Source organism: Kitasatospora sp. NPDC098652, from assembly GCF_044760155.1.
Classification (GTDB): Bacteria; Actinomycetota; Actinomycetes; order Streptomycetales; family Streptomycetaceae; genus Kitasatospora.
In genome coordinates this window covers 94,201-108,124 of sequence record NZ_JBIWAQ010000007.1, presented here as the reverse complement: position 1 = coordinate 108,124, position 13,924 = coordinate 94,201, and the positions used below count along the sequence as shown (strand labels likewise).

The window sequence follows — 13,924 nt, the reverse complement described above, 5'->3', positions numbered from 1 at the left end:
GGGTGGGGTGTGCCCCCCCCCCCCCCCCCCGGGGGGCGGTGGGGGGGGGGGGGCGGGGGGGGCCGGGCCGGGGCCCGCGCCGCAATCCCTTTCCCCGGGGCCCCCGCCCCCGCCCCCCTCCCACCCTCCTCCCTCCACCTCCCCACCCCTACCCCCTGCCCACCCCACCTCGTGGAGGGAAGAAGGAGAGCGGGGTCACGGGGGCGGGGCGCGGGGCCCACGGGTGGAGTGCCCCGGGGCGGCATGCCCGGCGCGGGTGCCGTGGGCGGGCTGGGGGTGGACGGCGACAGCGAGGGTGGCCGGGGAGTCGCCGGTCACGGCGACGTCCCCCACCCGGTCCGTACGCAACACCGTGGCGCCCAACGCACGCAGGTGATCGACCGTACGGGGCGACGGATGCCCGTACGGGTTGCCCTCGCCGCAGGAGATCAGGGCGAGTCGGGGCCGCAGGGCACCGGTCAGGTCCCAGTCCTGGTGGGCCGAGCCGTGGTGCGCGACCTTCAGAACGTCCACTCTTCCGAGGCGCCCCAACAGGGCTGACTGGGCGGGTGGTTCGAGGTCGCCGAGCAGCGCCATCCGCAGACCGCCGACCGACGACACCAGCAGTGCCACGCTCGCGTTGTTCGCACCCGGCGCGTCGACGGCCGCCCCGGGAACGGGCGACACCACCTCCCAGGACAACTCCGCGCCGGCCGAGCGCCGTTCACCCCGGCCCGCGCGCAGCAGTGGCACACCGGCCCCCGCCGCCCAGGCCCTCACGCGGGCCGCTTCTCCCGGCGGGTCGTCCAGGACCGTGCCCTCGACCGCACCCACCTGGCGCCCCCGCAACACCCCTGGCAAACCCTCGACATGGTCCGCATGGAAGTGCGTCAGGAGCAGCAGCGGCACGGTCGTGATGCCCAGCTCACGCAGGCACCGGTCGGCGGCGTCCGGGTCTGGCCCGGTGTCGATCACCACCGCGCTGTCCGCCACACCGGTCGCAAGGGCCAACATGTCTCCCTGCCCGACATCGCACATCGCCAGCCGCCACCCCGGCGGCGGCCAGCCCGTGGCGATCCGGGCCAGCTGCGGCGGGCGCAGCAGCACCCCCAACAGCACCACCAGCAGGACACCCGTCACCAACGCCCGGGCCCAGCGGCGACGGACGCCCACGCGACGGCCGGGCTCCGCCCGGCGGGGCAGCAGCAGCGGCGCCGCCCAGCAGGCCGCGATGGTCGCCAGGGAGACCGTCACCACCCCGAACCAGCCTCCGGGCCAGGACAGTTGCCCACCGGGCAGTTCGGCCCCGCGCCGACCGACGAAGGCCAGCCAGCTCGCCGGCACCCCGGCCGGCTCGGCCAGCAGCCGGGCCAGGGACGGGAAGAACGGCTGCAGCACGAGCACCCCGAAGCCGAGCAGCGTCGCCGGGGCCACCGCCAGCTCGGCCAGCAGGTTGCACGGCACCGCGACCAGGCTGATGTGCCCGGACAGCACCACCGTCACCGGCGCGCACAGCGCCTGCGCCGCCGCCGTCGCCGCCAGCGCGCCCGCCAGGTGGTGCGGCCAGCGCCGGGCCCGCAGGGACTCGGCCCAGTGCGGCCCCAGCACGAGCAGCCCGGCGGTGGCGAGCACCGAGAGCAGGAAGCCGAAGGAACGCGCCAGGTACGGGTCCAGCAGCACCAGGACCAGGACGGACCCGGCGAGCGCCGGTACGGCCTGGCGGGGCCGGCCGGTGGCCAGGGCCAGCATGCCGATCAGTCCCGTGCCCGCCGCCCGCAGCACGCTGGGTTCGGGACGGCAGACCGTCACGAAGGCCAGGGTCAGCGCCGTACCGGCCAGGGCACTGGTGCGCAGCGACAGCCCCGACAGCGCGGCCAGCCCGCGCCGCTCCGCTGTGCCGGCCTGCGCCGGTGCGCCCAGCAGCACGCCGAGGACGATCGCCAGGTTGGCCCCGCTGACGGCCACCAGGTGCACCAGGTCGGTGGCACGGAAGGCGTCCACCAGGTCGTCGGGCAGTCGCGAGGTGTCGCCGACGACCAGCCCGGGGAGCAGCCCGCGCGCGTCCGGCGGCAGCCCGTCGCTGGCCGTGCGCAGGCCTTCGCGCAGCCGCCCGGCGATCCGCTGCGGCAGGCTCGGCGGTGCGAGCTGCCGGGGCGGACCGTGGACGAGCAGCAGCGCCGCCGACCCGGTGTCGTAGCCCTCTCCCACCGGCCGCACCTCGGCCTCGACGGCCAGCCGCTCGGACGGCAGCACCCGCAGCCAGGAGTCGCTCTCCGGCCCGCGGACCATGACCGTCACCGGGGTGTGCGTCCGGGTGGCCCGGCCGTCCGGGAGGACGGTCGTGCGGTCGGCCACGGCCTCGACGGTGAGAAGGGTCTGCCCGCCGGTGGTGCCGCCCCGGGAGGTGTGGACCTTCGGGTCCCCCGCGACGGTCAGCTCCGCCTCGACCGCCGTGGCGGGTGTGCCCGGGGCGCGCGGCGGCGCCTGCTCGGCCGCGCGGGCGAGCTCCGGCAGCGGACCCCGGTGCAGGTCGGCGGTGTGCAGCGGGGTCGCGATCGCGGCCGCCGCACCGGTGAGCAGGACGGCCGCCAGCGCCACTGCTGCCCCGCGCCGGGGCAGCAGGCCCGGCCGGACGAGCAGCAGCACGGCCGCGAGCACGGCGACACCGGCCGACAGCAGGATCAGCGGCTCGGACCCTGGTTCCACGGGCAGGAGCACCGCCGTGACCAGCCAGGCCGAGACGGCAGGCAGCAACAGTCGGAAGTCGGCACCCGAGGAGCGGGTGCGCGGGAGCGGCGCGGTGGTGGCGGACACGGCGGTACCTCCTTTCGGCATCGACGACAGGGCCGGCAACGAGGCCGGGGAAGGGAAGGAAAGGGAAGGAAACGGAAGGACGTCAGAGTGTGAGGAGCGGACGGAGCTCGGCGAAGGTGCGGGCACCGATTCCGCTGACCTGCCGGAGCTGGTCGACCGAGCGGAACGAACCGTGCGAGGCGCGGTAGGCGAGGATGCGCTGGGCGAGGGTCGGGCCGACGCCCGGGAGGGCGTCGAGCTGTTCGAGGGTGGCGCGGTTGAGACTGACGGGTGGTCGGGGTGTACCGGCGCCGGGCAGTCCGCCGGCACCCCCGGGAGCGGGGACGGAGACGGGAACGGGCGCCTGCTCACCGACCGTGATCTGCTCACCGTCCATCAGGACGCGGGCCAGGTTGAGGCCCCGGGTGTCCGTCTCCGGCAGCGGACCACCCGCAGCCCGCAGCGCGTCGGCCACCCGCGATCCCCCGGGCAGGGTGTGCAGACCGGGCAGGTGGACCCGGCCGCCGACGTCGATGACGACGGCGGGCTCGGCACCCGGGCCCGCGGAGCCCGTCGGCGGCCCGGCCCCGCTGCCGGGCGGGCCGTCGGTGGCGGGCGGGCCCGACTCCGGCGGCGCCGACGCGGCCGCCAGCGCCGGAACGGCCACCGCCTCCGGCCGGGCCAGCCAGAAGTGCTGCACGGCATAGCCCACCGCGAAGAGGAGCAGGACGGCCAGCCCGGCCACCGCCCGCCGGTCGAGCGCCAGGGCCGAGGCGAACCGCAGCCGCGCCCCGGCGCCCGGCGGATCGGGCAGGTGCACCGGCTCGGGCGGACCCGCCCCCGGCGGCACTGCGGCGGGCGGTACGGCCGCCACCGGACCGCCCTCCGGCGGCTGAGCCGCAGTCGGCTCACAGCCCGCCGACTCACATCCCGCCGACTCACATCCCGCCGACTCACGGCCCGCCGGCTCGCGAACCGCCGGCTCGTCATTCGTCGGTAGCAGCGCCGCCATCCGCAGCCGTACCGTCTCGTCGATTGCTTGGCGCTTCGCCGCGCCCAGGCCCAAGGTCGTCATGGCGAGGACGCTAGGAGCACTTCGCGGAACGCGCGGAAATTTCCGACAGCCTGTGGAAAACCCGGGGGTTGTGGACAAAAACTGTCACTCACACGAGTGGCAGCGCCATCACACGATTGACCCGACCCCGACCCCGGCCCGCCCTCGCCCCCAGCCCGAGCCGCCCCGACCCTCCCCCACCCCGCTTCAGCGCGGCGCGACCACCACCGCCAGCAGCCCCGGCCCGACGTGCGCGCCGATCACCGCCCCGACCTCGCCCACGTACAGCTCCCGCAACCCCGGCACCCGCGCCCGCAGCCGCTCCGCGAGCTGCTCGGCCCGCTCCTCGGCGGCCAGGTGGTGGACGGTGATGTCCACCCCGCCCTCCCCCGAACGCTCGACCGCGATCTCCTCCAGCCGCGCGATCGCCCGCGACGCCGTCCGCACCTTCTCCAGCGGCTCGATCCGCCCCCCGGCCAGGTGCAGCAACGGCTTGACCGCCAGAGCCGAACCGAGCAGCGCCCGCGCCGCCCCGATCCGCCCGCCCCGGCGCAGGTGCTCCAGGGTGTCCACGTAGAAGAAGCCACTGGTCCCGGCCGCCCGCTCGGCCGCCGCCCCGGCCGCCTCCGCGAGGCCCAGCCCGGCCTCGATCGCCTCGGCCGCCGCCAGCACGCCGTACCCGAGGGCCATCCCGACCAGCCGGCTGTCCACCACCCGCACGGGCACCGGCGACTCGACGGCGGCCAGCCGGGCGGCCTCGACCGTGCCGGACAGTTCGCCGGAGATGTGCACCGACACGATCCCCCGCGCCCCAGCCTCGGCGGCCGCCCGGTAGGTGGCAGCGAAGGTCTCCGGGTTGGGCCGGGAGGTGGTCACCCGTTGCTTGCCGCGCAGCGCCTCGGCGACGTCCTTGGGGGAGATCTCGACGCCCTCGCAGCGGACCTCGTCACCGATCGCGACGCTCAGCGGTACCACCGTGATCCCGTGCCGGTCGAGCGCCGCCTGCGGCAGGTAGGCCGTGGAATCGGTGACAAGTGCGAGGTCGGAGGGCATGAGGCGGAGGTTACTCCCCGTTCGTCCGGGATGACAGCAGCTGTCCGCGCGCTCCTGGGCAGGCCCGGCCGCGCACGGGAATCAGCTCGCGGACGGCCCCGTGGAGGGCCCCGCCGACGGCTTCCGCAGCCGCTGCGCCAGCTTCGCCAGCGGATCGGCCAGCCCGAGGAGGTCCTCGGCGCTGGGCCGTCCCCGGCCGTCCGTCAGCCCGGCCCGGGCCGCACCGGCACCGGCACCGGCTCCGGCTCCGGCACCCCCGCCTGCCCCAGCACCCGCACCCGCACCCGCAGCGACACCGGCACCGCCCGCACCGCCAGTACCCGAAGCACCGGTAGCACCGCCCCCCGCCGTGTCCCAGTGCCGCAGCGCCCCGGCCTCGCTCTCGCACTCCTGGCTCAGCCGGCTCAGCTCGTCGTCCGCGAACCGGTGCATCCGGTCCTGGGCCGCCCACCGCATGGTCTCCGCGGCGTGGGTGATCCGCTCCGCGCGCTCCCGCAGTTCCGGCAGCTTGGCCGCGATCCGCGCGGTGTCCGGCTCGCGCTCCAGCACCCGCAGTTCGCCGTCCAGCTCGGCCGCGTGCGCGTCGAGCCGGGTGAGCAGCGCGAGGGACTCACCGAGCTGGCCGTCCTGCTCCAGCCCGCCCTCCAGCACCTGCCGGGTGCCGTCCAGCGAGGTCCGCAGCTTGAGGCGGACGGTGGCGATCTGCGCGGGCGGGCCGACCTTGGTGTACGTCTTCGCCTTGAGGGTGGCGGTCTCGACGGCGCGCCGGGCGTTGGTCTCGTGCTTCTCGACCTTCGCGGCGACGGCCTTGGCCGCCTTGACCGTACCGACCACGGCCAGGACGAGCGTCGCGATCCCGAAGAGCAGGACCAAGCCGATCATCACGCCGAACACGTCCATCGCGCGTCACCTTCCGCCGCCGTTTCGGCCCCCACCGGGCCCAACGCGGGCCGCACTGCCGTGGGTTCCACCGTAGCGGCCGTACCCGGACCCGGAAGGCCCGGAACGGACTCGGCGGACGGAGATCAGGGACAGATCCGGGATCTCCCCGAGGGCCCGGCCCGCACCCCACCTGCGCCCCCGCGCCCCACCTGCGCCCCGCGCCCCGAGCCCGCGCCCCGAGCCCGCGCCCCCGCGCCCCCGCGCCCCCGCGCCCCACCTCCACAGAACACCGGGCGGGCGCCCCGAAGGACACCCGCCCGATCAACTCCAACCCTGGACCCGAACCCAATCAGTCCCGATCCGGATCAGTTCCGCCCCCGAACCGACCTCAGCCGGTCACGATGTTCACCAGCTTCGGCGCCCGCGCGATCACCTTCCGCACCGCCGCGTCACCGATCGCCGCGACCACCGCCGGGTCCGCCAGCGCCAGCGCCTCCAGCTCCGCGTCCGTGATGCTCGGCGCGACCTCCAGCCGGGCCTTGACCTTGCCCTTGATCTGCACCACGCAGGTCACCGACTCGTCGACCACGTACGCCGGGTCCGCGACCGGGTAGTCGGTGTGCGCCAGCGACTCGCCGTGGCCCAGGCGGCGCCACAGCTCCTCGGCGATGTGCGGGGCCAGCGGCGCGACCATCAGCACCAGCTGCTCGGCCACGGCCCGCGGCGTGGAGCCGCGCTTGACCAGGTAGTTGTTCAGCTCGATCGCCTTGGCGACGGCCGTGTTGAAGCGCAGCCCGGCCATGTCGCCGCGGATGCCGTCGATGGCCTTGTGCAGGGCGCGCAGCGTCGCGTCGTCCGGCTCCTCCTCCGTGACGACCAGCTCGCCGGTGGTCTCGGACACGACGTTGCGCCACAGCCGCTGCAGGAAGCGGTAGGAGCCGACGACGGCCCGGGTGTCCCACGGGCGGGAGACGTCCAGCGGGCCCATCGACATCTCGTACAGGCGCAGGGTGTCCGCGCCGTACTCGTCGGCGATCTCGTCCGGGGCGACGGCGTTCTTCAGGGACTTGCCCATCTTGCCGGCCTCGCGCTTGACCGGCTCGCCCTGCCAGAAGTACTTGCCGTCGCGCTCCTCGACCTCGGCGGCGGGCACCGGGAAGCCGCGCTCGTCGCGGTAGACGTCCGCGGTGATCATGCCCTGGTTGAACAGCTTGTGGAACGGCTCGACGGAGGAGACGTGGCCCAGGTCGTGCAGCACCTTGTGCCAGAAGCGGGCGTACAGCAGGTGCAGCACGGCGTGCTCGGCACCGCCGACGTACAGGTCGGCGCCGCCGGCCGGCTTGGCCTCGGTGGGGCCCAGCCAGTAGCGCTCGTTGGCCGGGTCGGCCACCGCCTCGGCGTTGGTCGGGTCGACGTAGCGCAGGTCGTACCAGCAGGAACCCGCCCAGTTGGGCATGGTGTTGGTCTCGCGGCGGTACCTGCGGACGCCGTCGCCCAGGTCCAGCTCGACGTTGACCCAGTCCTCGTTGCGGGACAGCGGGGTCTCCGGCGAGGAGGCGGAGTCGTACGCGTCGTAGGTGCGCGGCGAGTAGTCGTCGACCTCGGGGACCTCGACCGGCAGCATCGACTCGGGCAGCGCGTGCATCACGCCGTCCTCGTCGTAGACGATCGGGAACGGCTCGCCCCAGTACCGCTGACGGCTGAACAGCCAGTCGCGCAGGCGGTAGTTGACGGTGCCCTCACCGATGCCGCGCTCGGCCAGCCAGGCGGTGGCGGCGGCCTTGGCGTCGACCACGCTCAGCCCGTCCAGAGACAGGGACGAGCTCGCGGACGCGGACCCGGAGCCGGACTGCGCCGAATCGCCCTCGGAGCGCACCGAGTTGACGATGACCGAGTCGTAGGTGTCGAAGGCGTCGTCCCACTCCGCCGGGTCCGAGCCGCGCCCGTCGGTGGGCTCGACGACGCAGCGCATCGGCAGCCCGAAGGCACGGGCGAAGGCGAAGTCGCGGTGGTCGTGGGCGGGCACGGCCATGATGGCGCCGGTGCCATAGCCCATCAGCACGTAGTCGGCGATGAACACCGGGACGGACTCGCCGCTGACCGGGTTGACGGCGTAGGCGCCGGTGAAGACACCGGTCTTGACCTTGGCCTCGACCTGGCGCTCGACGTCCGACTTGGCGGCGGCGGCGGCCCGGTAGGCGGCGACGGCCTCGGCGGGGGTGGCGGCGCCGCCGGTCCATTCGGCGGGCACGCCCTCCGGCCAGGCGGCGGGGACGATGGAGTCGACCAGGTCGTGCTCGGGCGCCAGCACCATGTAGGTGGCGCCGAACAGGGTGTCGGGCCGGGTGGTGAAGACGGTGATCTTCCCGCCGTCGACCGCGAAGTCGACCCGGGCGCCCTCGGAGCGGCCGATCCAGTTGCGCTGCTGCAGCTTGATGGCCTCGGGCCAGTCCAGCAGGTCCAGGTCGGCGATCAGGCGGTCGGAGTACGCGGTGATGCGCATCATCCACTGGCGCAGGTTGGACTTGAACACCGGGAAGTTGCCGCGCTCGGAGCGACCGTCCGCGGTGACCTCCTCGTTGGCCAGCACGGTGCCCAGGCCCGGGCACCAGTTGACCGGCACCTCCTTGGCGTACGCCAGGCGGTACTCGCCCAGCACCTCGTCGCGCTCACCGGCGGACAGTTCGGCCCAGGCGCGACCGCCCGGCACCTCACGCGCGCCGGACTCGAACTGGGCGACCAGCTCGGCGATCGGGCGGGCCTTGCCGGCCGCCTCGTCGTACCAGGAGTTGAAGATCTGCAGGAAGATCCACTGCGTCCAGCGGTAGTAGTCCGGGTCGATCGTGGAGATCGAGCGGCGCGGGTCGTGGCCCAGGCCCAGCCGGCGCAGCTGGTGGCGCATGTTGGCGATGTTGGCCTCGGTGGAGACCCGCGGGTGGGTGCCGGTCTGCACCGCGTACTGCTCGGCGGGCAGGCCGAAGGCGTCGTAGCCCAGCGTGTGCAGCACGTTGTGGCCGGTCATCCGCTGGTAGCGGGCGAAGACGTCGGTGGCGATGTAGCCCAGCGGGTGGCCGACGTGCAGGCCCGCACCCGAGGGGTACGGGAACATGTCCATGATGAAGCTGTGCGGCTTCGCGGCGACGTCGCCGGCGGCCGGGTCGGCCAGCTCACCGGTGGGGTTGGGGGCGTGGAAGGTGCCCTCCTTCTCCCAGATGTCCTGCCAGCGGGACTCGATCTCCGCCGCCAGCGCGGCGCTGTACCGGAACGGCTCGGTCGCGGTCTCGGCCGCGCCGGACGCAGGGGTCGTCTCGCTCATGGTCCTTCAAGCTCCATCGGTGTCAGTTGGCGAACCGCGACGCGGCCGACCGTGGACCCGTCCCACGACGCGGGCGGGGGCGGAAAACAAAAAATCCCCTCGCAGGAGGGGACGCCACGCCGACTCCGGCACCGCCCGAGGGCGCGGCCGGTCCTGGTCAGCGCGGCCGGCTAAGGAGCAGGCGCACGGTTCGCATGGGCTCAGGGTACCGCAAGCAGGTCAAGGGTCTCCTGGCCGTCCGCGCCGCCCCGCAGTCCCGCCGTCCCGCACCGCCTACGGCGCAGCCGCCCGCCCCGCCCCGCCGTCCCGCTGCCCCGCCGCACCGCCGTTCCTCAATCCGGCCGCCCCGCCGTCCCGCAGCCCCGCCGCCTCGAAGTCCCGCAGCGCCCTGGCCAGCCGCTCCGACTGCATCCCCGCCGCGAGCGAGCGCGCCAGCCCCGCCGTCCGGGCCGCCTCCCGCTGGTCGCCGAGCCGCCGGTGGGTCTCGGCCAGCCGGACCATCAGCAGCGCCTTGGAACGGGCCCGCCCCGGCCCGAGCCCGGCGACGGCCTCGGCGAGCAGGGCCTTCGCCATCCGGTGCTGACCGAGCGCCAGCCGCCCCTCCCCCACCATCCCGGCGAGGTCGGCCCGGGCCTCCTCGGTACCGGGGACGCCGTCGAGCTCGGCGAAGGCCCGGGCGGCGGCCTCCTCGGCTTGGTCGGCCTCGCCGCGGCGGCCGTGGGCGCGGGCGATCCGGCCGTACTGGCGGGCCCGCCCGGTGGGGCTGAGCGCGGCCCCGTGGGCGTCCAGGGCGGTGCGCAGCGCGGTGACGGCGTCCAGGCCGCGCCCGCCGCTGCCCTGGGTGGCGAGGGCCACCAGCGCGCCGAGCCCGGCGACCCCGAGCCGGACGTCGCCGCTGACGTGGGCGGCGCGCAGCGCGGCGACGAAGGCCCGCTGGGCGGCCGCGTCGTGGCCGAGGTCGAACGCGGCCCAGCCGGCCAGCCGGGCCAGCCTGCTGGCGGTGCCGTACAGTTCGCGGCCGAGTCGTTCGTCGTACGCGCCGAGTTCCAACAGCTTTGCCAGCATGGCGAGTTCGGCGCGGGTGGGGCCGAGGACGAGGCCGCCGCCGCAGGAGCGTTCGAGGCGCTGCTTGCTGCGGTAGGAGAGGCCGAGCTCACCGGCCAGGGTGGGGTCGACGCGCAGCGCGCCCTCGCCGCCGCCGACCGGCGGCGGCGGTGAGGAGAGCCGTTCGGCGGCGTGGTCGAGGTCGGCGCCGCGGAACAGGTCGGTGAGCCGGACCGGTCCGGCGTCGGTGGCGGCCTCGCGCAGCGCGGTCTGGGCGGTGTCGGCGGTCCACGGGTCGGTGAGCAGCCGGGGCGAGAGGATCTTGGCGCCGCGGTGGCCGCCCATCCGGCCCCAGAGCTGCTCGTAGGTGACGGCTATGCCGAGGGTGCGGCTGAGCACCTCGCAGACCGTCTGGTCGTGCGGGCTGCGCGGCACCATGCCGCGGTCGCGCCACTTGTACGGGGCGGTGGAGCTGATCGCCAGGCCCGGCGGGAGGGCGAGGCTCACCTCACGGGCGAGCCGTTCCGGACTCCAGCCGAGCTGGTGCAGTATCCGGGCCAGCTCCTCGTTCCGCCTTCGCTGCAGATCGGCCATGGCACGACGGTAGCGGTCTTTCCCTCCCGCCCGCCGGTGGCATGCACACAACGGCGAAGAGCCGCCCCCCGTAACGGGAGGCGGCTCTCTGTCACTGTGGAGCTATGGGGAATTGAACCCCAGACCTCTTGCATGCCATGCAAGCGCTCTACCAACTGAGCTATAGCCCCTTGACCTGCGATGTCGCCGGGTTTCCCGTCGTTTCCGTCCGGTTTCCCTCGGCGACATCGACTACTTTACACGGTCCTGGGCGTGCTCCTGAAATCCGTTTCCCGAGCCCACCACCGCCGGCCACGGCAGCCGGCACGGCCAACACCGCGCCACCCACGCCACCACCCGCGCCAGCCACCCCGTCAGCGCACCACCCGCACCAGCCACCCCCGTCAGCGCACCGCCCGCCGGCTCCACGCCGCGAACCCCGCCCCGACCAGCACCACCGCGCCGTTGACCGCCAGCGTCACCAGCAGCGCGTGCCCCGACTCCCCGGCCGGCGCCGGCAGGTCCACCTGCCCGAGGAACACCGAGCCGATCACCGCGACCCCGGTCATCTGCCCGAGCTGCAGGACGGTCACCGTCACCCCGCTGGCGTCGGCCGCGTCCTCCGGTGCCACCCCCGCCAGCGCCCGGGCGAACAGCGGGGCGTAGGCGCAGCCGGCGACCAGGCCGAGCGCGGCCGTCTCCACCAGCACCACCGCCCCGATCCCGTCGCCGCCGCCGAGCAGCACCCCCAGCAGCAGGTAGCCGCCGCCGAGCAGTACCCCGGCGAGCACCGGCAGCGGGCCGTGCAGCCGGCCCGGCAGCCGGTGCCAGCGCAGGCTGGCCAGGCCGAAGCCGACCGCGACGGGCGCCGAGCAGAGCCCGGCCCGCAGTGCGCTGTGGCCGAGGGCCGCCTGCTGGTGGAGGGCGAAGGTGAACATGAAGCCCGCGTAGGCGGCCATGATCGTGAAGAGTCCGACGGCGGCGGGGCGCAGCCCGGGGGCGCGCAGCACCCGGCCGGGGATCAGCGGCTGCCCGCCGCGCCGGGCGACCCGGCGCTCGACCGCCACGAACAGGCCGAACAGCAGCGCGCTGCCCGCGATCATCGCCCAGCCCCAGACCGGCCAGCCGAGCTCGTTGCCGAGCACCAGCGGCACCACCAGCAGGCCGAGCGCCGAGCCCAGCACCACCAGTCCGGGGACGTCGAAGCCGCGCGAGGCGTCACCGGGCAGTCTCGGCAGGAGCCGGGCGCCGGCCACCAGCAGCACCAGCCCGATCGGCACGTTGACCAGGAACACCGGCCGCCACCCGGTGCCGAACAGGTCAGCACTGACCAGCACCCCGCCGAGCACCTGCCCGAGCGCGACGCCGACGGCCAGCACCGCCGAGTAGAGGCCGATCGCCCGGGTGCGGGCGGCCCCGGTGAAGGTGCGCTGGAGCAGGCTCATCACCTGCGGCACCATCAGGGCCGCGCCCGCGCCCTGGAGCAGCCGGAAGGCGATCAGCGAGCCGGTGGTCGGGGCGAGTCCGCAGGCCAGCGAGGCGAGGGTGAAGGCGGCCAGGCCCAGTTGGAACAGTCGGCCGAAGCCGTACCGGGCGCCGAGGCGGGCGCCGGTGATGAGCAGGACGGCGTAGGCGACGGTGTAGCCGGCGATCACGAACTGCAGGGCGGCGCCGGAGGCGCCCAGGTCGGTCCGGATGGTCGGCACCGCGACGTTGACGATGGAGCTGTCGAGCACGGCCATGCACTGCCCGCTCAGCACGATCGCGAGGAGCGGCCCGGGCCGTGCGGCCGGTGCCCCGGTGGTGCCTGCGGCCGCGCTGGGCCGGGTCTGGAGGTCGGTCATGGCCACCAGCCTGGGGTGGCGCCGGTACTGGTGGTTAGAGCCTGCCGATCCTGGTACTGGCAGCACCTGTATCGCCCGCGCCCGCTGCGGCACGATGGACGGCATGACCGTGCTGGAGGAGCTCCCCGCCGCGACCGGCGGCCGTGAACGGCGGCGCACCGAGCTGGCCCGCTTCCTGAAGGCCTGCCGGGCGCGGGTCACCCCGGAGGACGTCGGCCTGCCGCCGGGGCTGCGCCGCCGCACCCCGGGGGCTGCGGCGCGAGGAGGTCGCGCAGCTCGCCGGGGTGGGGGTGACCTGGTACACGTGGTTGGAGCAGGGGCGGCCGATCAACGCGAGCGAGCAGGTGCTGCTGGCGGTGGCCCGGGCGCTGCGGCTGGACGGCACCGAGCGCCAGCACCTGTTCCGGCTGGCCGGGGCGACCTCCTCGGCGCTGACCCGGCCGGCCGCGCCGGAGCTGAGCCCGGCGATCCAGGTGATCCTGGACTCACTGGCGCCGCTGCCGGCGGCGGTCTCCAACACCCGGTTCGACGTGCTGAGCTTCAACCGGCCGTACCGCTCGCTGTTCGGCACCGAGCGGATGCGCCCGTCCCACGGGGTGTTCTTCAACAGCCTCTGGTGCATGCTGACCGCGCCGGAGTGCTGCAACCCGTGCGACAACCCGGAGGAGACCCTGCCGCGGATGGTGGCGGTGCTGCGCTCGGCGTACGGCCGGCACGTCGGCGAGCCGGCCTGGGAGGAGCACGTGCGGCAACTGTCGGCCCGCAGCGAGCTGTTCCGGGAGCTGTGGGACCGCCAGGAGGTGGCGCCGCCGAAGACCCTGCTGCGGATCTTCCGCCACCCGGAGCTCGGCGTGATGCGGCTGAACGCCACCTATCTGACGATGCCGGGCGTGCCGGAGTGCTACATCGTCGTGTACGTCCCGGAGGGCCCGGACGACCGCGAGCTGGTGGAGCGGCTCAACTCCCTGCCGCCGGGCGGCTGGCGGCACACCTGCAAGCCCTAAGCGCCGGGACCACGGGGCGCCGGTCCCCCTCCGGGCCCCCGCGGTCCCCGTCGTCCACGGAATCCACGGGAACCACAGAAACCACGAGAGGCCGCCACCCTCGGGTGACGGCCTCTCGAACTGCTGTGGAGCTATGGGGAATTGAACCCCAGACCTCTTGCATGCCATGCAAGCGCTCTACCAACTGAGCTATAGCCCCGCGACACTGGCGACCTGGCTCCGGAACTCCGATGTCCACGACCGCCGATGCGGAGTGGAGCTATGGGGAATTGAACCCCAGACCTCTTGCATGCCATGCAAGCGCTCTACCAACTGAGCTATAGCCCCGCACTCACCGGATCTCCCGCTTCCCTTCCGGGCCGCGTTCCTTCCCTGCGAACGA

8 protein-coding genes and 3 tRNA genes are annotated in these 13,924 nt (G+C 74.6%); 1 reads left to right on the top strand and 10 read right to left on the bottom strand.

The window, feature by feature from the left end; genetic code table 11:
* Positions 1-195 precede the first annotated feature (195 nt).
* The 8 genes from ACIQWA_RS17825 to ACIQWA_RS17790 all read right to left on the bottom strand — a co-directional run bounded on the left by ACIQWA_RS17825 (position 196) and on the right by ACIQWA_RS17790 (position 12,538).
* Complete coding sequence (locus ACIQWA_RS17825; RefSeq protein ID WP_402483497.1) at positions 196-2,793, bottom strand: ComEC/Rec2 family competence protein; 2,598 nt, start codon at positions 2,791-2,793, stop codon at positions 196-198.
* 82 nt (positions 2,794-2,875) lie between these two features.
* Entirely contained in the window at positions 2,876-3,646 is a 771-nt protein-coding gene (locus ACIQWA_RS17820; protein ID WP_402483494.1) for a helix-hairpin-helix domain-containing protein, read from the bottom strand.
* Between the two features lie 387 nt (positions 3,647-4,033).
* Complete coding sequence (locus ACIQWA_RS17815) at positions 4,034-4,879, bottom strand: DegV family protein (protein WP_402483492.1); 846 nt, start codon at positions 4,877-4,879, stop codon at positions 4,034-4,036.
* Between the two features lie 81 nt (positions 4,880-4,960).
* Entirely contained in the window at positions 4,961-5,779 is an 819-nt protein-coding gene (locus ACIQWA_RS17810) for a hypothetical protein (protein ID WP_402483489.1), read from the bottom strand.
* Positions 5,780-6,149: 370 nt separating this feature from the next.
* Positions 6,150-9,077: a leucine--tRNA ligase gene (gene leuS / locus ACIQWA_RS17805; RefSeq protein ID WP_402483486.1), complete on the bottom strand. Its 2,928-nt coding sequence runs from the start codon at positions 9,075-9,077 to the stop codon at positions 6,150-6,152.
* 273 nt (positions 9,078-9,350) lie between these two features.
* On the bottom strand, positions 9,351-10,715 hold the full coding sequence (locus ACIQWA_RS17800) for a hypothetical protein (protein WP_402483483.1): 1,365 nt from the start codon (positions 10,713-10,715) through the stop codon (positions 9,351-9,353).
* Positions 10,716-10,812: 97 nt separating this feature from the next.
* Positions 10,813-10,885 (bottom strand) — tRNA-Ala (locus ACIQWA_RS17795).
* 213 nt (positions 10,886-11,098) lie between these two features.
* Positions 11,099-12,538: an MFS transporter gene (locus tag ACIQWA_RS17790; protein ID WP_402483480.1), complete on the bottom strand. Its 1,440-nt coding sequence runs from the start codon at positions 12,536-12,538 to the stop codon at positions 11,099-11,101.
* Positions 12,539-12,828: 290 nt separating this feature from the next.
* Between ACIQWA_RS17790 and ACIQWA_RS17785 the strand changes: the two genes are divergently transcribed.
* Entirely contained in the window at positions 12,829-13,542 is a 714-nt protein-coding gene (locus ACIQWA_RS17785; protein WP_402483478.1) for a helix-turn-helix transcriptional regulator, read from the top strand.
* Positions 13,543-13,668: 126 nt separating this feature from the next.
* On the opposite strand, the gene ACIQWA_RS17780 is transcribed toward ACIQWA_RS17785, so the two are convergent.
* Together ACIQWA_RS17780 and ACIQWA_RS17775 are read right to left on the bottom strand one after the other, a co-directional pair.
* Positions 13,669-13,741, bottom strand: a tRNA-Ala gene (locus tag ACIQWA_RS17780).
* A gap of 55 nt (positions 13,742-13,796) precedes the next feature.
* Positions 13,797-13,869 (bottom strand) — tRNA-Ala (locus ACIQWA_RS17775).
* Positions 13,870-13,924 lie beyond the last annotated feature (55 nt).